The organism is Microlunatus soli (assembly GCF_900105385.1).
Taxonomy (GTDB): Bacteria; Actinomycetota; Actinomycetes; order Propionibacteriales; family Propionibacteriaceae; genus Microlunatus; species Microlunatus soli.
Genome location: NZ_LT629772.1, coordinates 852,691 through 871,691, shown reverse-complemented (window position 1 = coordinate 871,691; position 19,001 = coordinate 852,691). Strand labels below are relative to the sequence as shown.

Sequence of the window (19,001 nt, the reverse complement as noted above, 5' to 3'; positions counted from 1 at the left end):
GAGGGGCCGCTTCGTCGTTGTCGTGGCGCGACCCGCGATCGTGCGGTGACTGCGTGGCCAGGCCGCCGGGCACACCGCTGGATAGAGTGCAGCCATGGCACGGACTCGAATCGGACTGACCGGTGGGATCGCATCAGGGAAGTCAACGGTGGCGGCGATCCTGGCCGATTGCGGTGCGGTGGTCATCGACTCCGATCAGCTCGCGCGTGACGTCGTGGAGCCCGGCACCGAGGGTCTGTCCAAGATCATCGAACGCTTCGGTGACGGGGTGATCACCGACGGACGACTCGACCGTCCTGCGCTCGGCCGGATCGTCTTCGGCGACGCCGAGGCCAGAGCGGACCTGGAGGCGATCATCCACCCGGCCGTACGTCGGCGCGCCGACGAACTGGAGGCCGCGACCGAGCCGGACGCCGTCGTCGTCCAGATGATCCCGCTGCTGGTCGAGACCGGCCAGTCCGACGACTTCGATGCCGTGATCGTCGTCGACGCGTCGGAGGAGATCCAACGGCAGCGGCTGATGCAACGTGACGGGATCGACGCCGCGCAGGCCGATGCCCGGATCTCGGCCCAGGCCAGCAGGGAGGACCGGCTCGCGGCCGCCGACCTGGTGATCGACAACAGCGGACCCGACGACGAAGATCTCCGGACTCGAGTCGCCGCGGCGTACGCGGCGGTCGTCGGCCGTGTCACCGGAACACGGTAAGTTCTTGCCCCGAATGTCATCGCCGGACGTCCGAATGGACCGTCGATGGGCCAACCTGGTGTCCCGCTGCTTGGCGACACCCGACCACCCGAGGAGGATCCCGTGACCTGCACCCGGTGTGGCGCGGAGACGGCCGAGGTCGCGCATTTCTGTCAGATCTGTGGACTCGATCTCAGGTCACCGGACATGGCGCGCAAGAAATCGTTCGCTGTCAAGCCCGACGAGCCGGTGGCCTCGTTCGCGCTGATCTCGACGATCATGCCGCGCGGGACCGGCCAGCACCCGCAGACCTACCGGATCGCACTGGCCATCGGTCTGGCTGTCGCCCTGGTCGCAGCGATCTTCGGTGCGCTGCCGGTCGCCATCCTGGTGGCAGCGTTCGCGATCCCGATCGTCTACATCGTCTATCTCTACGACGTCAATCTCTGGGAGGACGAGCCGGTGCTGGTCACCGTCGCGGCCTTCCTCGCCACCGGCGTGTTGGCGCTGGCGTTCACGATCCTCTGGACCTCCTGGCGTGCACCGCTGGCCGACGTGGTGAGTTACGGCGGCGGGCTGGCCCAAGGGCCTCAGGTCGGAACACTGCTGCTGGTCGGTGTGCTGGTGCCGATCGTCGCTCAGTTGATCACTCAGGCCGGACCGATCTACCTGGCCAGCCGCCCGAAGTTCGACGACCTGATGGACGGTCTCACCTTCGGCGTCATCTCCGGCGTCGCCTACGCCACTTTCGACACCTTGGTGCGGCACCGGGAGGCCCTCTTCGGAGGTTTCGTCGACAGCGGGAACGCAGCCGGCTGGGTCGCGTTGATCTTCCTGGAAGGCTTCGTCAAGCCGCTGCTGATGGGCACCGCGGCGGGCATCGCCGCGGCGGAGTTCTCCGGACTGGGCAAGGGATACGACGGCTTCACGCCGCGCTACTTCCGTGGCCTCGCCGAGGCGATCCTGGCCAACATCGCCTATCAGGTCGGCGCCTACCTGCTGTCCTACCTGCCGGCCACCCAGGGACTGATGCTGACGCTGCTGTGGGGCCTGATCATCCTCGGGGTCCTCATCCTGCGGGTCCGCAACGTCCTGCACCTGGGGCTGATGGAAGCCGCCCTGGAACGGGTAGCACGCAATGACGAGAGTGTCGGCGACGACGGCGAGCTGATGTTCTGCGCCAGCTGTGAGATGCCGCTGGTGCCGGGGGCGTCGTTCTGCAACGCCTGCGGAACGGCCGTCCGGATCGGGAACCGGCAGCAGTCGCGGTCCGATCTGCCGGACCGGATCGCCCTGGCCACCGGTTCGACCGGACGCGGCGCGGCGCCGGCAGGGTCGGAGCCAGCAGCCACTCGGACGGGATCGGCGACGATGAGCCCGGCGCAGCCCAACGGATCTGCCCCCGGTTCTGCACCATCAGCGGGCCCGACCCAGACGAGTCCCGCCCAGGCCACAAGTCCCTCTCGGACGGCCGATCCTGATCGGTCGGTCGAGCCCGATCGGCCGGCGCGGCACGCGTCGGCGGGCGCCGACGATCCGCAGCAGTCCGATGTCCATCCGTCATCGCAGGTCACCCCGCCGCGGGTGAACCGCAATGATTCCGGCGACCAGAACCGGGGGCAGGCATGAGTAACCCGTGGGCGAATCCGCAGCAGCCCGGTGACGGACAGCGAGGTCAGCAGGGCCAGTTCGGCCAGCAAGGACCGCAAGGTCCGGGTCAGCAAGGTCAGCAGGGACAGTACGGTCAGCCGGGCCAGCCGCAGGGCGGTTACGGTCAGCCGGGCCAGCCCGGACCGTACGGTCACCCGGGCCAGCAGCAACAACCCGGCCAGCAGCAACAACCCGGCTATGGTCAGCCCGGCCAGCAGCAGGGCTACGGCCAACCGGGCCAACAGGCCTACGGGCAACAGCAGCCGTACGGGCAGCAGGGCTACGGGCAGCAGGGCTACGGCCAGCAGCCCTACGGGCAGCAGGGATATGGGCAGCAGGGCTACGGTCAACAGCCACCGGGCGGCGGCGGACCGGGCGGTTCGGGCGGCGGCCCACGCAAGCGGAGCACCGGACTGATCCTGGCGATCGTCGGCGGCCTGGTGGTGTTGGTGGTGATCATCGCGCTGATCATCAGCGCGGTGACCGGCAACAGGAGCGCGGGTTCGACGATCGAACCGGGGTCGGGAGTGCCGACCGCCCAGGGACCGCCGGAGCAGGACCCGTCCAGCCAGCCGTCCGAGCAGCCGAGCAGTCCGCCGTCGGAGAAGCCGTCGGACGAGCCGACCGATTCGGGTGGATCCGAAGGTGGTGGCACGTCGCTCCCGATCGGTGGTGGCTGCGAGGTCACCCCGCCGAGCGGGTGGAAGGTTCAGACCAAGAAGTCGTCGCTGGTCTCGATGACCAACAGTGAACTCGTGGCAAAGGCGAGTGCGCAGTGCGTCGACGTCGGTGGCAGCGCCGATCCGGAGCAGGTCCTGGACACCTGGCTGGACCAGCTCGGCGAGGAGGAAAGCGGCGTCAAAAAGGGGTCCGCGTCGTCGATCGACACCGGCACCAGCAAGCTGAAGGCCGCATCGCAGAGCATGCAGTACGTGGATTCCAGCAGCCAGGGGACCACGACGGTCGCCGTTACCTCGGTGGTCGCGGTCCGGGAGGACGGACTGGCCTCGGTGGTGACCACCTGGTACACGTCCCAGACCGACACCGACGCACTGAACACCGACTTCCAGGAGATGGTGACCTCGGTCTGGAAGACCATGCTCTGAGCCGTCGACCGAAGGGCTGTCAGAGGTCGGGCATACAGTCTGTCTCATGCGTCCGATCGAAGAACTGCAGCGCACCGTCCACCCGCTGCAGGTGCAGAGCGAGTTCGCGCCCTCCGGCGACCAGCCGGCGGCGATCGACGACCTGGAGCGCCGGATCAACGGCGGCGAGCAGGACATCGTTCTGCTCGGCGCCACCGGCACCGGGAAGACCGCGACCGTCGCCTGGCTGGCCGAGCGGCTGCAGCGGCCGATGCTGGTGATGCAGCCCAACAAGACACTGGCCGCCCAGTTCGCCAACGAGCTGCGCCAGTTCTTCCCGAAGAATGCGGTGGAGTATTTCGTCTCCTACTACGACTACTACCAACCCGAGGCCTACATCCCGCAGACCGACACCTACATCGAGAAGGACTCCTCGCTGAATGAGGAGGTCGAGCGGCTCCGGCACTCGGCGACCAACTCGCTGCTGACCCGGCGGGACACCGTCGTGGTTGCGACCGTGTCGGCGATCTACGGTCTGGGCAGCGCCGCAGAGTATTTGCGGCTGGCGGTGATGCTCAAGGTCGGGCAGGTGATCGACCGCGACGACCTGCTGCGTCAACTGGTCAACATCCAGTACGCGCGCAACGACCTGTCCGGCGCGCGGGGCACGTTCCGGGTCCGTGGCGACACTCTCGAGGTGTTCCCGAAGTATGAGGAGATGGCGGTCCGGATCGAGTTCTTCGGCGACGAGATCGAGCGGCTGATGGTGATGCATCCGCTGACCGGGGAGATCATCTCCGAGGACGACGAGGCGATCCTGATGCCGGCCAGCCACTACTCGGCCGGCGCGGACACGATGGCCCGGGCGATCGACGGGATCGAGGCCGAGCTGGAGCATCGGCTCGGTGAGCTGGAGAGCCAGAACAAGCTGCTGGAGGCCCAGCGGCTGCGGATGCGTACCACGTACGACATCGAGATGATGCGCCAGATCGGCACCTGTGCGGGGATCGAGAACTATTCGATGCACATGGACGGCCGGTCACCGGGCGAGCCGCCGAACACGTTGCTGGACTACTTCCCCGAGGACTTCGTGCTGGTCATTGACGAATCGCACGTCACCGTGCCGCAGATCGGTGGCATGTTCGAGGGCGACGCCTCCCGTAAGCGAACGCTGGTCGATCACGGCTTCCGGCTGCCGTCGGCGGTGGACAACCGGCCGCTGCGGTTCGAGGAGTTCGTGGAGCGGATCGGCCAGACCGTCTATCTGTCGGCGACCCCGGGGGACTACGAGCTGGCCCGCACCGACGGCGTCGTCGAGCAGATCATCCGGCCGACCGGTCTGGTCGACCCGGAGGTCATCATCAAGCCGACCCAGGGGCAGATCGACGACCTGATCGGCGAGATCCGGACCCGCGCCGACAGGAACGAACGGGTGCTGGTCACCACGTTGACCAAGAAGATGTCGGAGGACCTGACCGACTATCTGCTGGAGAACGGGATCCGCACCCGTTACCTGCACTCCGAGGTCGACACCCTGCGCCGGATCGAGCTGCTCCGCCAGCTGCGGATGGGGGAGTACGACGTGCTGGTCGGGATCAACCTGCTGCGCGAGGGACTCGACCTGCCCGAGGTGTCGCTGGTCGCCATCCTGGACGCCGACAAGGAAGGCTTCCTGCGCAGCGACAAGAGCCTGATCCAGACCATCGGCCGGGCCGCTCGTAACGTGTCCGGTCAGGTCCACATGTATGCCGACAAGATCACCCCGTCGATGGCCGCGGCGATCGACGAGACCAACCGGCGCCGGGACAAGCAGTTGGCCTACAACAAGGAGCACGGGATCGACCCGACTCCGCTGCGGAAGAAGATCGCCGACATCACCGACATGCTGGCCCGCGAGGACGCCGACACCGACGACATGCTGGCCGGGACCTCGATGGGTAAGCGGGCCGGCAAGGACCGCAAGTCGCCGACCCCCAACCTCGGTGCCGATGCCGTCGAGCAGGCCCGCAAGACCGCCGGGATGCCGGCCGGCGATCTGGCCCAGCTGGTCCAGGAGCTCACCGAACAGATGCACACCGCAGCCGCGGATCTGCAGTTCGAGGTGGCCGCCCGATTGCGGGACGAGATGTCGGAGCTGAAGCGGGAGCTGCGGCAGATGGTGGAGGCCAATCGCTGAGCCCGGATGGGCGAATCGGAATCGGTTCCGAACCGAAACGCGAGTCTCGCCACAGCGCCGGGTCAGGATTTCCCCGGGGCGTACCCGGAGTGGGACACTGGACGACGGAGGGGAGTATTCCTTCGCGACGGCATCGTCATCACGGACAGGCCGTCGACCAGTTCTGGTCGGCGGACACAGCACCCGGTGCCGGCGGTCGGTCTGCTGCGATGCTGCAGCAGCTCGGCGGAAGAGACCTCTGAGGTAAGCGCATGTTCGCACTCAGAGCTCTCGAAAGGTCTAACGGGTGGACGTACATCTCTATGCCTGGATCATCACCGTCGGTGTGATGGTCCTCATCCTCGGCTTCGACGTCTTCGTGATCGGTCGCCGGCCGCACGAGCCGTCCATGAAGGAAGCCGGCCTGTTCATCGGCGTCTTCGTCGCGTTGGCGATCTTGTTCGGGCTCGGTGTCTGGTTGGTCTCCGGTGGCCAGTACGCCGGGGAGTTCTTCGCCGGGTGGCTCACCGAGTACAGCTTGTCGGTGGACAACCTGTTCATCTTCGTGATCATCATGACCAAACTGAAGGTGCCCCGGCAGTATCAGCAGTACGCATTGCTGGTCGGCATCCTGCTCGCGCTGCTGTTCCGCGGTGTCTTCATCGCCCTCGGGGCCGGGCTGATCAGTCTGTTCAGCTGGGTCTTCTTCATCTTCGGCGCCTTCCTGATCTACACCGCGATCCGGCTGTACCTGGACTATCGCAAGGGTGAGGACGAGGAGGACGCTCCGGACAACCCGCTGATGCGGTTGGTCAAGCGTCGGATGCCTTCCACCGAAGAGTTCCACGGCACCAAGCTGACGATCCGCGAGGGTGGCAGGCGACTGATCACCCCGATGCTGTTCGTGATCATCGCGCTGGGCAGCACCGACCTGCTGTTCGCCCTGGACTCGATCCCGGCGATCTACGGCCTGACCCAGGAGCCGTACCTGGTCTTCACCGCCAACGTGTTCGCGCTGATGGGGCTGCGGCAGCTGTACTTCCTGATCGGCGGACTGCTCAAGCGGTTGGTCTACCTGTCGGTCGGACTCTCGATCATCCTCGCCTTCATCGGCGTGAAGTTGGTCTTCCACGCGATGCACGAGTACCACCTGGACGAGAAGCTGCACATCCCGTTCTCCCTCGACATCCCGATCTGGTTGTCGCTCACGGTGATCATCGTGACGCTCGCCGTCACCACCGTGGCAAGCCTGATCAAGTCCAAGCGGGACGCCGACTCCACGGCCGCCCAGCCGAGCAACTGACGACCTCCGGGTCCTGAGCTCGTCGAAGGACCGCAACTCGCTGCTCGGCTCGCCGGCGGAGTGGGACGCGGCCCTTCGACAGACTCAGGGACCTCGGCACGCCAGGCTCAGAGGCTCGAATCAGCAGGTCCAGGGCCTCGACTCAGCAGGCACCGGCGGTTCGACCCGACCCGTGACGATGCGGGAGACGGAACCGATCAGAGATATTCCTTGACAAGAATATTCTTCATAGGGAATGATTCTGGTCATGGAGCAGAACTCAGCGCTGGCGGCGCTGGCCGACCCGGCCCGCTGGCGGATCGTGACTGCGCTCGCGGACCGTCCGCAGTCGGTGGGCGTGATCGCCGACGAGGTCGGCTTACGTCAACCGCAGGCGACCAAGCATCTGCAGACCCTCGAGCGCGCCGGCCTGGTGGTCTCGCAGCGGTCCGGCCAGCGCAAGATCTTCGCGCTGGAGGCCGGACCGTTGCGTGATCTGGCCGTGCGACTCGGTCGGCTCGCCGACGGTGCCGACCGACAGAGCACGGTCCGCGCCGACTTCGACAACTACGGTGCGTCGCTGGCCGAGGAGTTGGCGTCCGCGACGGCCCACCGCTGGGCGGACGGCCGCAGCTTCAGCTTCCGGCGTCGGCTGGCGGCGCCGCGCGAGACGGTGTGGGCGGCGGTCACCGAGGCCGATCGGATGGCCCGGTGGTGGGTGCCGGACCACCTGCGGGTCGCGCGCTTGATCTTCGAGGCGGTCCCGGGCGGACGCGTGATCCAGGAGTACGCCGACGCTGCCGATCGGACCGGCGTCGACGGACTGGTCGGCCGCGCCGAGGGCGTGGTCCGGTCCGTCGTCGACGGTGAACGGATCGGCTTCCGGCTGTCGCCGCTGCTGCCGACCGGAGCGGTCGCGTTCACCGCGGACTACACCGTCACCCTGGCCGACCATCGCGACGCTCCGGGCGGAGCGTCGGCGGGAGATCCGTCCCGACCTGAACCCGTCACGACCGAGTTGGACGTCCGCTTCCGGATCGACGACAGCGTCGTCGAATCCGCCGATTTCATCGCCGGCATCGAGCTCGGCTGGAACCAGTCGCTCGACCGTCTCGCAGCACTGATCAACGCCGAGCAGAAATGATCCGGTCGCCGTGTCGTGATCGGCCTCGGTCCGTCCATCCTGATCCGTCGCGGCCGCGTACCACCGACCGATCGAACCACTCAACACATTCCTCAAGTTCCCGCAGAAGGAGTAACTCCCATGTCCACCAACACCACTCGTCGCGTCGTCACCAACATCAGCCTCACCCTGGACGGCCGGTACGCCGGCCCGGGTGGAGCGACGGACATGGCCTGGCTGATGCCGTACGCGATCAGCGACGTCGCCCGTGATCATCTGACCGAGCTGTGGAAGCCGGCCAGCACCGCGCTGCTCGGCCGGGTCAACGCCGAAGGCTTTCTCGGCTTCTGGCCGACCGTTGCCGACGATCCGAATGCCGATGAACGCGACCGCGGCTACGCCCGCTGGCTGGTCGACGCGGACAAGGTGGTGCTCTCCCACACCCTCACCGAGGCGCCGTGGCAGCGGACCAGGATCCTGGATCGGCCGGCGCCGGAGGTCGTGGACGAGCTGCAGGCCGAGGACGGCGGCGACATCGTCGTCTTCGCCAGCGCCAGCGTGATCAAGGCCCTGCTGGCCGCCGACCGGGTGGACCGGCTGGCGTTCATGATCTTCCCCGAGACCGTCGGTGGCGGAGCCCGGCTGTTCGAGGACGGGCTGCCGGCGGGAAAGTGGGCGCTGGTGAGCAATGCGGCCGGCGAGGACGGCACCATCAGCCTGGTCTACGACCGGATCCGCTGACCGGTCCGGACACGCCGCCGGGGCGCAGCGCACCGCGAACTCGGCCCCGACGTTCCCACGACCCAAGGACGATGTGGTAACACGTGGGGCGATCCGTCCGGACTGCCGGGGGCGGACGAGGGCGATATGGCAACACGTGTGGCGGTCCGTCCGCGGTCGGCGAACCCGGCGGGCAGGTCGTCCGGGGGTATCGGCCGTGGATGTTGCCGACCGTCTCGATCGGGCGAACCGGATTGGCCGCCGACAATCCGGGGTGCGATGATCATCCGGAGATGACGAACCTGGGTGATGAGGCGGCCGAGCACGATCTCGGCAGCGGCCTACGGGCCTACGGCCGGCTGTTGCGCTACCGGCCGGCAGCCAGTCCCTTCCTGACCGCGGTGGTGGCCCGGCTGGCGATCGCGATGGCGCCGCTCGGACTGCTGGTGCTGGTCGAGTCCGAACGGAACGCGTACGGCATCGCCGGGGTCGTGACCGGCGCCTTCGCGATCGGTTGTGCGATCGGCACCCCGTTCTGGGGACGGATGATGGACCGGGCCGGTCAGGTCCGGATCCTACTGCCGACCGCATTGTCCTCGGCGGCGCTGCTGGCCGGCGACGCGCTGGCGACCGTAGCCGGCGCGCCGCTGGCGGTGTTGATCATGATGGCCGGCCTGGCCGGGGTCGCGTTCCCGCCGATCAGCCCGGCGATCCGTACGGCCTGGCGGGTGGTCTTCCCCAACCCGGCCTCGCGGCGGGTCGCCTTCGCTCTGGACGCGACCGCTGTCGAGTTGCTCTTCGTGCTCGGCCCTCTGCTGTTGTCGGCCCTGCTGGCCCTGTCCTCGCCGGTGGTGCCGGTGCTGGTTGCGGCCGGTTGCATGGCGGCCGGAGGGGTTGGCTACTGCCGAACGGCGGCCGCTCGCCGTTCCCGACCGGCCCGAAACCAGCCTCAGACCCAGTCTTCGGACACCGGTATCCCCGTCCGGCATCATCGCTCCGCGATCACCGTTCCCGGCGTCGCCGCGGTGCTCGGCGTGATGCTGGCGATGAGCATCGGCTTCGGCCAATTGGACACCTCGCTGGCCGGGACCGCCGGCGAACTGCTCGGCGGCACCGACCGGGTCGGCATCCTGTTCACCGCGATCGCCGGCGGCAGCACCGTCGGCGGGCTGATTTTCGGAGCTCGCAACTGGCGGCTGCCGGAGCGGCAGGCCGTGATGATCACCACCGGCACGTTCTCGGTGCTGCTGGTCGGCATCGCGTTGATGGTCGGCAGCGGCAAGCCGCCGTTGTGGCTGCTGTTGCCCCTGCTCTTCGGCACCGGTCTGACGATCGCGCCGACCTTGATCATGCAGCAGGGCCTGCTGGATCAATTGACTCCGTCCAATCGTCTGAACGAGGCGCAGTCGATGCTGTCCTCGGTGACCCAGGTCGGCGCCGCGGTCGGCACCGCGCTGGCCGGTGTCCTGATCGACAGCAGGGGACTGGGTTGGTCGTTCAGCGGTGCCGCGATCGCGGTCGGCGCCAGCTGCCTGGTGGCGATCGGCTGTCAACGCAGCTGGGCCCGGCTGACAGCCGCCGGCACCGTACCGGCTCGGGTCTGACGACGCCGAGCAGGCTGCACCCACACCCGACCGGCAGACCCCGTCGACAGCGCCGCACGGTGCGTTCATCGCGGGCGTGGAGACGTTTCCATGGAGTGCTGGTTCGTGCTAGCTTCCTCAGCGACAGAGTTGTCGTACGGTCTGGCGTCCCCCGCTCGGACCGAAGGAGGCATGACATGGTCAGCCGTCGGAGATTTCTTGCAACCAATGCCACCGTCCTCGCCGGGATCGCCCTGACTGCCGGGAGCGGCAGCATGATCGCCAGCACCGGGACCGCCGCTGCATCGCCATCGGGTGTGCAGTGGCAGCCAGGCAGGTTGTTGCCCCGCTTCGCCGTTCCGGGCCGGCTGCAGGCGGGCTCGATCGCCGAGTTGCCCGGTGAAGATCAACTTCTGCTGACCACCCTGCAGGGGATCGTCAACAGGACTCGGCCGGAGCTCTACTTCAACTACGACAAGGGTGACGACACCGCCGACCTGACCTGGCTGCAGGACTTCGCCGGCAGCCGCTGGCACGACGATCCGCGGACCTTGATCGACAAGTACGCCGCCCGGGTCGCCGGGGCGATCCTCTACGACCCCGACGTGCCCGACACCATCAACGTCGCGACCACTCTGGCCGGCCTCCGCAACGCTGTGGTCGCCACCGCGGAGCAGGCCGAGACCTACGGGCTGAAGATCGTGGAGGACCTGCGCGGTCGGTTCACCGGTCAGGACAAGGTCGCGATCTACCGCTGGCAGCTGGACAATCTGTGGCCGCACTGCGAGCAGCGGCTGCTGACCGGGCTGCCGCCGACCCGGACCGTCGCCGTTGACGGCGTCACCTGGCGTGAGGTCGCTCGGGAGACCGAGCAGATCCGGGACTCCTCCAACCGGACCACGCTGACCCTCGACGTCAGTGCCGAGCTCGGAGGCGAGGCGGTCTACGTCCGATTCGCCGACGCCTTCGGCAACGACGGGTGGGGTGCCTCGGTGGCCTCGGTCAAGGCCACCGCCGACGGCACGGTGATCGCCGACTTCCTGCCCGACACGACCGAAGAGGAGGAGTTCCTCTTTGCCAGCACGTCGTCGATCGGTGGCGAGCAGAACCGGTTCGCCGACGGCGGCAACTACTGGATCTACCGTTTCCAGCCGCCGGCCGGGACCACCGAGCTGACCGTGACCGTCGACATCTGGAACCAGTACCTGATCACCGCGACCGATACCGCTCCGACCCGGGTCGAGCCGTTCCCGTACTTCCGTGACTACGTGGTGGCGACCAAGGCGATGTTGGTCTGGCTGGATCCCAACGGTGCGCCCGGGGAACTGCTCGCCGAGATCTTCGGCAGCACAGCCAGCACCACGCCGTACCTGGGTTGGTTCTCCAACGACGTGGCCGGCGAGTGGGGTGGAGTCGATCTTGCCGCGACCAAGCGGGTCGAGGTGTTCGCTGCCGACTTCTACGCCAACGGCACCGTGCACGGCGGAGTGCCGGCGAAGATCTCGTCCAAGATCAACACGCCGGCGCCGAGCAAGCCGGCGAACAAGATCTATCTGACGCTGACCTTCGGCGAGGGCGACAACATCCAGTACTGCCAGCGGCATCTGCGGGAGCTGTGGGACAACCCGGACCGCGGCAAGGTGCCGACCAACTGGACGATCAGCCCGGTGCTGGCCGACGCCGGCCCGGCGATCTACCGCTACTTCCAGCAGACCGCGACCGACAACGACCTGTTGATCTGCGGCCCGTCCGGTGCCGGCTACACCTACCCGGTCTCCTGGCCGGACAGCAAGAGCCTGACCGAGTACGCCGACGTGACCGATCGCTATCTGCGCGAAACCGGGCTCGACCTGGTGTACGCCTACAGCAACGGTGACGGTTCGATCCCGTTCACCGACGAGGTGCTGGACATCTACCGCACCCACACCGGTCTGCGGGGGATCATCCAGTCGTCGGGCCGTGGCGGCGTGGTGACCGGCGGCGAGCTGCCGGTGATCAGGAACTTCAGCCCGGCCGGCGACGCAGCCGAGTTCAAGGCCGGGATGGACGAGTACGCCGCCGGCTGGGACGGTTCGGCCCCGTTCTTCATCGCCGGCGGCGTCAACGCCTGGAACTGGACCCCGACCGATGTCGCCGAACTCGGTGCACTGCTGGCCGACGACGACCGCTACCAGGTGGTGCTCGGCGACGTCTTCTTCGATCTATTGCGGCAGACCGACGACCCGAAGCCCGCTCCGGCAGCTGCGGCAACCACCCGCCGCGCGAGCTCGTCCAGCACCGGCGTCGCCGTCCCGCCACACCGCTGATCACCCCCACACGCCGCACCGTTTCGGTACATCCGCACCCTGCACACCCGGTGCGGAGCTACCGAAACGGTGCGGCGGGGTGGAACGGGGGAGCAGCGGTCCCGCCCTAGGCGTTGATGAAGGCCAGGACGGCGAGGACGCGACGGTGGCCGCTGTCGGTGGCCGGCAGGTCGAGTTTTCGGAAGATGTTGCCGGTGTGTTTGGTGACGGCGCGTTCGGTGATCACCAGCTGGCGGGCGATCGCGGGATTGTCCAGCCCCTGCGCCATCAGTTCCAGGACCTCCCGTTCCCGCGGTGTCAGTCCGTCCAGCGGGCTGCTCCGCCGGCCCATCAGCTGGGAGACCACCTCGGGGTCCAGTGCGGTGCCGCCGGTTGCGACCCGTTCCAAGGCATCGAGGAATTCCTCGACCCGGCCGATCCGGTCCTTCAACAGATAGCCGGTGCCTTCTGCGCCGGCGGCCAGCAGCTCGCGGGCGAACGCCTGCTCGACGTATTGGCTGAGCACCAGGATCGGCAGACCGGGCAGCTGTTCGCGGACCTCGATCGCCGCGCGCAGGCCTTCGTCGGAGAAGGACGGCGGCATCCGAACATCCAGGACGGCGATGTCGGGCCGCTGTTCGATCAAGGTCGGCACGATCTCGGGACCACTGGCGGCGTAGCCGACCACCTGGTGGCCGGCGCTCTGCACCAACATCACGATCCCCTCGCGGAGCAGCGCGTTGTCCTCGGCGATCACGATTCGCACGGCAACCTCACCTCGATCGTCGTTCCACGGCCTGCCGGGCTGTCCAGGGCGAAGCGTCCGTCCAGGGCTGCGACCCGACGACGGATCCCGATCAGCCCGGTGCCGCGCGTCTCGTCGGCGCCACCACGGCCATCATCGCCGACCGTGATCAGCAGCAGGCCGTCGGCCTCGGCGATGATCACCGTCGCGGATCGGGCCGCGCCGTGCTTGGTGGTGTTGGTCAGCGCCTCGGCGACGACGAAGTAGGCCGCCGCTTCGACCGGTGCGGGCAATCGCGGCAGGTCGTCGGCGATCCGTACCTCGACCGGGAAGTCCCGGCCGACCGCCAGCGCGCGGATGGCGCCGGCCAGTCCGCGGTCGGTGAGGATCGGCGGATAGATCCCGCGGATGATGCCGCGCAGTTCGCCGAGTACTTCCTCGATGCCGGTCCGCGCATCGGTGATCAACGGACCGGCGGCAGCCGGGTCGCTGTGGAGCGCGCGATCCGCCAGTCCCAACCGGACCGAGATGTTGACCAACTGCGCCTGTACGCCGTCGTGCAGATCGCGTTCGATCCGCCGCAGCTCGGCGCCGTGCGATTCCAGGGCCGCCGTCCGCGTCTCGGTGACCCGCTGCAGCTCGCCGGTGAGCGCCGCTTGCGAGGTCGGCCGCAGCAACGAACGGCCGATGCCGATCCACCAGCGCGTCACCGGTGGCACCACGAACAGCACCAGTGCGGCATAGCAGATCGCTTGCAGGAATGGCAGCGTGAGCGCCTGCGGCCAATTCCGGATCAAGATCAACATCGCGGTGAACGTGCCGGGCGGATACGCCTGCCAGATGATCGGCAGCACCAGGCTGACCAGGACCGCCGGCCAGAGCGCGACCGCGAGGACCGTGGTGATCGTCCAACCGAGACCGTGTGTCAGCAGCCAGATCAGGTCGCGCCAGGTCGCCGGGTCGGAGAACACCGTCCGGACGGCTGCAGCGTGGCTCCGGGATGTCGATGGTGGGGGGATCGGTCGATACGGCCGGAGCACCGGCCGGCCCGACGTCGAGAGCCGGCTCCGTTCCCGGTCCGCCAATGCTCGCACCGGTCGCATCGCATCGGGAACGAACGGCAGCAACACCAGCAGCAGCGGCAGCAGGGCGAGCGCGAAGAGCGCCGGCAGCGCGGTGGCCAGGCCGGCCAGCAGGCTGCCGGTCGCCGCGGCTGCACGGGTGATCCAGGACTTCATGATGGGTCCATCCTGCCCGGTGCCCGGCACACCGACGAGGGGGCCGGCTGCCCTGTCGATGGTGGACCGTGCGACACCATCGGATGGTGTTCGGCCCGACTGTGCCGACCAAGATCACTTCGTAGCGTCGTCTCCATGACAACACAGCTGCCGGATCGAATTCCGGACCTGACCACCGAGTCCGCACCCGTGCCGAGGGCGGGCGACCTCCGCGCCCTGATCAGCCGTCGGCCGGTGATCAGCTTCTTCGTGCTGGCCTTCGGGCTCAGCTGGCTGGCCTGGATCCCGTACGTCCTGTCCCGCAGTGGACTGGGCATCTGGGACTTCGACTTCCCGACCGTGCTCGGGACAACGCAACTGCTCGGCATGCTGCCCGGCGCCTACCTCGGCCCGATCGTCTCGGCGTTCCTGGTCACCGCCATCAGCTCCGGCCGTGCGGGACTGGCGGAATGGCTCGGCCGGTTCCGTCGCTGGCGGGTCGATTGGCGCGCCTATCTGGCGGTGATCGCCGGCGTCCCGCTGTCCTTGACGGTGATCGGGTTGTTGCTGTCCGGCGGTCGTGATGTCCAGTTGCCCGCCGTGTCGGTGCTGCTGGTCTACCTGCCGATGCTCGCACTGCAGATGGTCACCACCGGGCTCGCCGAGGAGCCGGGTTGGCGGGACTTCGCACTGCCGAAGCTGCAGCCTCGCTTCGGGTCGCTCGGCGGCAGCCTGATCCTCGGGCCGCTGTGGGGTTGCTGGCATCTGCCGTTGTTCCTCACCAGCTGGGGGAACTGGCCGAATGTGCGGATCGTCGACGTGATCGAGTTCGTCGGCACCGCGATGGCGATCTGCATCGTGATGACCTGGGTCTTCAACCGCACCAACCAGAGCCTGCCGCTGCAGATGATCTTGCACAGCTCGATCAACACCTATGCGTCGGTGGTCTGGTCCGGCGTCTTCCCGACCATGGATCACGCGGCGATCACCCACGGTATCGGCATCACGGCCGGTATCGCGGCACTGATCCTGGTGGTCGTCACCCGCGGTCGGCTCGGCTGGAGCGGTCCCGCCTTCGGCTAGTGTCCTGCACCCGAAATGCGGTGCGTAAGTCGGTCGTCTGGAGTAGTGAGCTGCAAGGCGGCGGAGGTGCGCTTACCGGGTGGATGTCAGCCGACGCCAACGCAGCAGATTGCTGCTCCAGGCGCTCGAATTGTGTAGCGGATTTCGGGTGCAGGACACGAGGAGTCGCGGCGTCCGGCCGTAACGGGCTGAGAGGCCGAGGGAATAGTCGATCGCGTCGATCGTGTTGGACCTGGCATGGCAACGATCGGAATCATCGGTTCAGGAAACATCGGCAGCGTGGTGGCTCGGGCGGCGATCGGCATCGGCGACGATGTCGTGATCGCCAACTCGCGGGGGCCGGAGAGTCTGCGGGACCTGGTCTCCGAGCTCGGGCCGCGAGCGACGGCGGGAACCGTCGCCGAGGCCGCTGCGGCAGCTGATCTGGTGTTGGTCGCGATCCCGCTGAAGGCGATCGGCGCGCTCGATCCAGCCGACTTCGACGGCAAGATCGTGATCGACGCCGACAACTACTATCCGCAGCGGGACGGCAGGATCGCCGAGCTGGACGACGAATCGACGACCACCAGCGAGTTGTTGCAGCGTCAGTTGCCCGGAGCGCGGGTGGTCAAGGCGTTCAATCACATCCGGGCGGCGGAGATCATCTCGGCGGCATCAGCGCGGGGGACCGCCGACCGGCGGGCGTTGATCGTCGCCGGCGACGATCAGTCGGCCAAGGATCGGGTGGCGGCGTTCATCGATGCGATCGGCTTCGACGTGCTGGACCTCGGACCACTGGCCGAAGGATGGCGGATCCAGCGAGACACCCCGGCCTACGTCGCGCCGCTCGATCTCGCGGGACTCCGGGACGGCATCGCCAAGGCACAGCGCTATCGCGACATGTGATCGACCTCGCCGGCGGCGTGCCGTCCGTCTGCTGGAAATCATCGAGTGCCTCTGATCATCGCAAGGGCGTGATCATGGAATGCTGCTGGTGGTGGACGAGCCTGTGCCGGTAGGGTCGATGCGGCCACGGCAGGTGGTCGCCGACCTCACGAGCTCAGGAGCTTCATGATCAAGCCCGACAGCGTTGTCGTCTGCTACGGCGACAGCATCACCGACGCCGGCCGATTCGGCGACCCGGACGCCCTCGGCACCGGCTATGTCCGTCGGCTGGCCGACCGGCTGTCCGAGCAGACGGTGATCAACTCCGGTGTCGGCGGCAACCGTGCCGTCGATCTGCAGGCCAGGCTGGCCGACGACGTGCTGGCACACCGGCCGGATCTGGTGTCGATCATGATCGGGATCAACGACACCTGGCGGCGCTTCGACCGCGACGATCCGACGTCGGCAGAAGACTTCGAACGCAGCTATCGCGACATCGCCACGCGGATCACCGACACCGGGGCCGGGTTGGTCCTGCTGGAACCCTTCGTACTGCCGGTCACCGAGGAGCAGGCAACGGCGTGGCGGGAGGATCTGGCGCCCCGGATCGAGACCGTCCATCGGCTGGCGACCGAGTTCGGTGCACCGGTGGTCGCGTTGGACGCCGAGCTGAACAAGCTGGCCGCGGCGAGCAGTGCGGCCGAGTTGGCCGAGGACGGTGTGCATCCGACCGCGATCGGGCACGACGAGATCGCCCGGCTCTGGCTGGCCGCCGTTCAGGCTTGATCAGCGACCTCGCACCGGAGCCGTGTCCGCCGCCCGAAACTGAGGGCGCTGAATCGTGAGGGCCCTGAACCAGGAGTGGACTGCGACCAGGAACGGGCGCGGACCGATCACCAGCCGCGCGACCGCCATTCGTCCAGATGCGGGCGCTCCCGGCCGACCGTGGTGTCGTCGCCGTGGCCGGGATGGATCACGGTGTCGTCCTCGAAGACGTTGAAGATCTTGTGTTCGACGTCTTCGATCAGCGAGGTGAAGTCGGCGGCCGAGCCGGTCTTTCCGACGCCACCGGGGAACAGGCCGTCACCGGTGAACAGGTGGGTGACGTCGCCACGGTAGATGATCACGATCGACCCTGGAGTGTGGCCGACCAGACCGAGGATTTCCAGCCGTTCGTCGCCGATCGGGATCTCGTCGGCGTCCCAGACTCCGGTGACGTCACGGACGCCGGCACCCTGCTGGATCGCTTCCAGGTCAGGGGATCCGGCGTACAACTGAGGACTCCACCGCGCAGTGAGATCGGCCAGAGCCTGCCAATGATCATGATGGCGATGTGTGGTGACGATCGTTCCGGGCGGCGGGTCGCCGGCCGCGGCGACCAGACGGTCGGCGTCGTTCGCAGCGTCGATCAACACCGGGGCGCCGGTCCGGGGCTGCAGCACATAGGCGTTGTTGTCCATCGGCCCGACCGACATCTTGATCATGGTCAGCTCGGGCGACAGCTGCTCGACCAGCGGTTGTCCGCCCGGTTCGACATGTCCTCGTCCGGTCATCTCGGTGTCCTCCTCGAATGCTCAGGGCTCGGTTCTGCTGCTGGTCGGCTCAGCCGAAGGTCGGCAGGGTCGGCACGTCCCCGCGCAGACCTTCGGCACCCGAGCGCTGGGTGAGCCAGCCGAGCAGCCGGTTGGCCGGCCCACTGACCACGATCGGATCGGCGGACTGTGTCGCACCGACATCGACGGTCACCTCGGCGCCGGACCCGCCGTCCGAGCAGGTCAGGCGGAGCGCCGGATAGTCGGTGCGACCGCCCTGGCGGATCGCAGCCCAGCGCAGACAGTGTTCGGCCAACGCGGGATCGATGTCGTCGACGGTCATCCCGATATCGAGATCGACGTGGTGCACGACGACCTCGAAGAGTCGGCCGAGCGGCAACCCTTCGGCGGCCACCCGGATGCCGTGCCGCAACTGGACCGGGGTCTGCCACCCGTCGGCCTCGGCCAGTTGCTCGAACTCCTGTTCCAGTCGCCCGACACTGGTGTCCAGATCGGTCTGGATCTCCAGTCCGCTGCGATCGGCACCCTGCTCGATCTCGGCGTCCCGGTCGCCCGGATACATCACCTCGTCGGTGCCCGCCCGAGCCCCGGACGCCAGTCGTGCGAACGCGTCGGCGTGCCGGCTGAGGTGGGTCGCGACATGGCCACGCGTCCAGCCGGGCAGGGCGGACGCGGATCGCCAGTCCTGGTCGGTGACGGCGATGGTCGCCCCCAGCAGCTGGCGGTCAGCCCGATCGAGCAACTCGCGCACCTCGGCGACGTCGGTGGTCGGCGGGGCCGCGTCCGGCCGGCTCGGCTGTGTCATGGCCGACAATCTAACCGCCCCGCAGGTCGCGCCGAACGGCTCCCCTCCGGCTCACCGGATCCGGTCGCGATTGTGTTGTCTGCGACGGATGTGACGCCTGAGAAACAGCAGACCGGTTCGGAACGGACGATGGATCGACGGCGCGGAGGAAATGTCGGAGGGTGCT

Annotated in this window: 16 protein-coding genes; 12 read left to right on the top strand and 4 right to left on the bottom strand. The window is 67.8% G+C overall.

What is annotated here, in order from left to right; translation table 11 throughout:
- Positions 1 to 94: 94 nt before the first annotated feature.
- The 9 genes from coaE (at position 95) to BLU38_RS04040 (ending at position 12,589) form a co-directional block, all read left to right on the top strand.
- Positions 95 to 706, top strand: coding sequence for a dephospho-CoA kinase (gene coaE, locus BLU38_RS04080; protein ID WP_091520269.1), 612 nt, complete (start codon positions 95 to 97; stop codon positions 704 to 706).
- Between the two features lie 186 nt (positions 707 to 892).
- Positions 893 to 2,314 carry a PrsW family intramembrane metalloprotease gene (locus tag BLU38_RS04075; RefSeq protein ID WP_157683203.1) on the top strand — a complete coding sequence of 474 codons (1,422 nt, stop codon included), beginning with the start codon at positions 893 to 895 and terminating at the stop codon, positions 2,312 to 2,314.
- Positions 2,311 to 3,441, top strand: a complete 1,131-nt coding sequence (locus BLU38_RS31320; protein ID WP_197679988.1) for a hypothetical protein — start codon at positions 2,311 to 2,313, stop codon at positions 3,439 to 3,441. Before BLU38_RS04075 ends, BLU38_RS31320 begins: the two co-directional genes overlap by 4 nt.
- Before the next feature lie 46 nt (positions 3,442 to 3,487).
- Positions 3,488 to 5,596: an excinuclease ABC subunit UvrB gene (gene uvrB, locus BLU38_RS04065; protein WP_091520261.1), complete on the top strand. Its 2,109-nt coding sequence runs from the start codon at positions 3,488 to 3,490 to the stop codon at positions 5,594 to 5,596.
- Between the two features lie 286 nt (positions 5,597 to 5,882).
- Complete coding sequence (locus tag BLU38_RS04060) at positions 5,883 to 6,878, top strand: TerC family protein (protein ID WP_091520258.1); 996 nt, start codon at positions 5,883 to 5,885, stop codon at positions 6,876 to 6,878.
- 247 nt (positions 6,879 to 7,125) lie between these two features.
- Positions 7,126 to 8,001, top strand: a complete 876-nt coding sequence (locus BLU38_RS04055; protein WP_091531884.1) for a metalloregulator ArsR/SmtB family transcription factor — start codon at positions 7,126 to 7,128, stop codon at positions 7,999 to 8,001.
- Between the two features lie 120 nt (positions 8,002 to 8,121).
- Positions 8,122 to 8,721 carry a dihydrofolate reductase family protein gene (locus BLU38_RS04050; RefSeq protein ID WP_091520254.1) on the top strand — a complete coding sequence of 200 codons (600 nt, stop codon included), beginning with the start codon at positions 8,122 to 8,124 and terminating at the stop codon, positions 8,719 to 8,721.
- A 272-nt stretch (positions 8,722 to 8,993) separates the two neighbouring features.
- Positions 8,994 to 10,304: an MFS transporter gene (locus BLU38_RS04045; RefSeq protein WP_157683202.1), complete on the top strand. Its 1,311-nt coding sequence runs from the start codon at positions 8,994 to 8,996 to the stop codon at positions 10,302 to 10,304.
- 176 nt (positions 10,305 to 10,480) lie between these two features.
- Positions 10,481 to 12,589 (top strand): GxGYxYP domain-containing protein, encoded by a 2,109-nt coding sequence (locus tag BLU38_RS04040; RefSeq protein WP_091520246.1) that lies wholly within the window; start codon positions 10,481 to 10,483, stop codon positions 12,587 to 12,589.
- 106 nt (positions 12,590 to 12,695) lie between these two features.
- Here the strand turns inward: BLU38_RS04040 and BLU38_RS04035 are convergent, their stop codons facing one another.
- On the bottom strand, positions 12,696 to 13,334 hold the full coding sequence (locus tag BLU38_RS04035; protein WP_172836069.1) for a response regulator transcription factor: 639 nt from the start codon (positions 13,332 to 13,334) through the stop codon (positions 12,696 to 12,698).
- On the bottom strand, positions 13,322 to 14,551 hold the full coding sequence (locus BLU38_RS04030; RefSeq protein ID WP_091531880.1) for a sensor histidine kinase: 1,230 nt from the start codon (positions 14,549 to 14,551) through the stop codon (positions 13,322 to 13,324). Before BLU38_RS04030 ends, BLU38_RS04035 begins: the two co-directional genes overlap by 13 nt.
- 135 nt (positions 14,552 to 14,686) lie before the next feature.
- Here BLU38_RS04030 and BLU38_RS04025 point away from each other — a divergent pair, with 135 nt between their 5' ends.
- The 3 genes from BLU38_RS04025 to BLU38_RS04015 all read left to right on the top strand — a co-directional run bounded on the left by BLU38_RS04025 (position 14,687) and on the right by BLU38_RS04015 (position 17,263).
- Positions 14,687 to 15,613: a CPBP family intramembrane glutamic endopeptidase gene (locus BLU38_RS04025; RefSeq protein WP_091520242.1), complete on the top strand. Its 927-nt coding sequence runs from the start codon at positions 14,687 to 14,689 to the stop codon at positions 15,611 to 15,613.
- A gap of 237 nt (positions 15,614 to 15,850) precedes the next feature.
- The gene (locus BLU38_RS04020; RefSeq protein WP_091520239.1) at positions 15,851 to 16,498 is read left to right on the top strand and encodes an NADPH-dependent F420 reductase; all 648 of its coding nucleotides are present in this window, start codon (positions 15,851 to 15,853) and stop codon (positions 16,496 to 16,498) included.
- A 165-nt stretch (positions 16,499 to 16,663) separates the two neighbouring features.
- Entirely contained in the window at positions 16,664 to 17,263 is a 600-nt protein-coding gene (locus BLU38_RS04015) for an SGNH/GDSL hydrolase family protein (RefSeq protein WP_091520236.1), read from the top strand.
- Between the two features lie 107 nt (positions 17,264 to 17,370).
- On the opposite strand, the gene BLU38_RS04010 is transcribed toward BLU38_RS04015, so the two are convergent.
- Complete coding sequence (locus BLU38_RS04010; RefSeq protein WP_091520232.1) at positions 17,371 to 18,030, bottom strand: MBL fold metallo-hydrolase; 660 nt, start codon at positions 18,028 to 18,030, stop codon at positions 17,371 to 17,373.
- 49 nt (positions 18,031 to 18,079) lie between these two features.
- On the bottom strand, positions 18,080 to 18,835 hold the full coding sequence (locus BLU38_RS04005; protein WP_091520228.1) for a maleylpyruvate isomerase family mycothiol-dependent enzyme: 756 nt from the start codon (positions 18,833 to 18,835) through the stop codon (positions 18,080 to 18,082).
- Between the last annotated feature and the right edge of the window lie 166 nt (positions 18,836 to 19,001).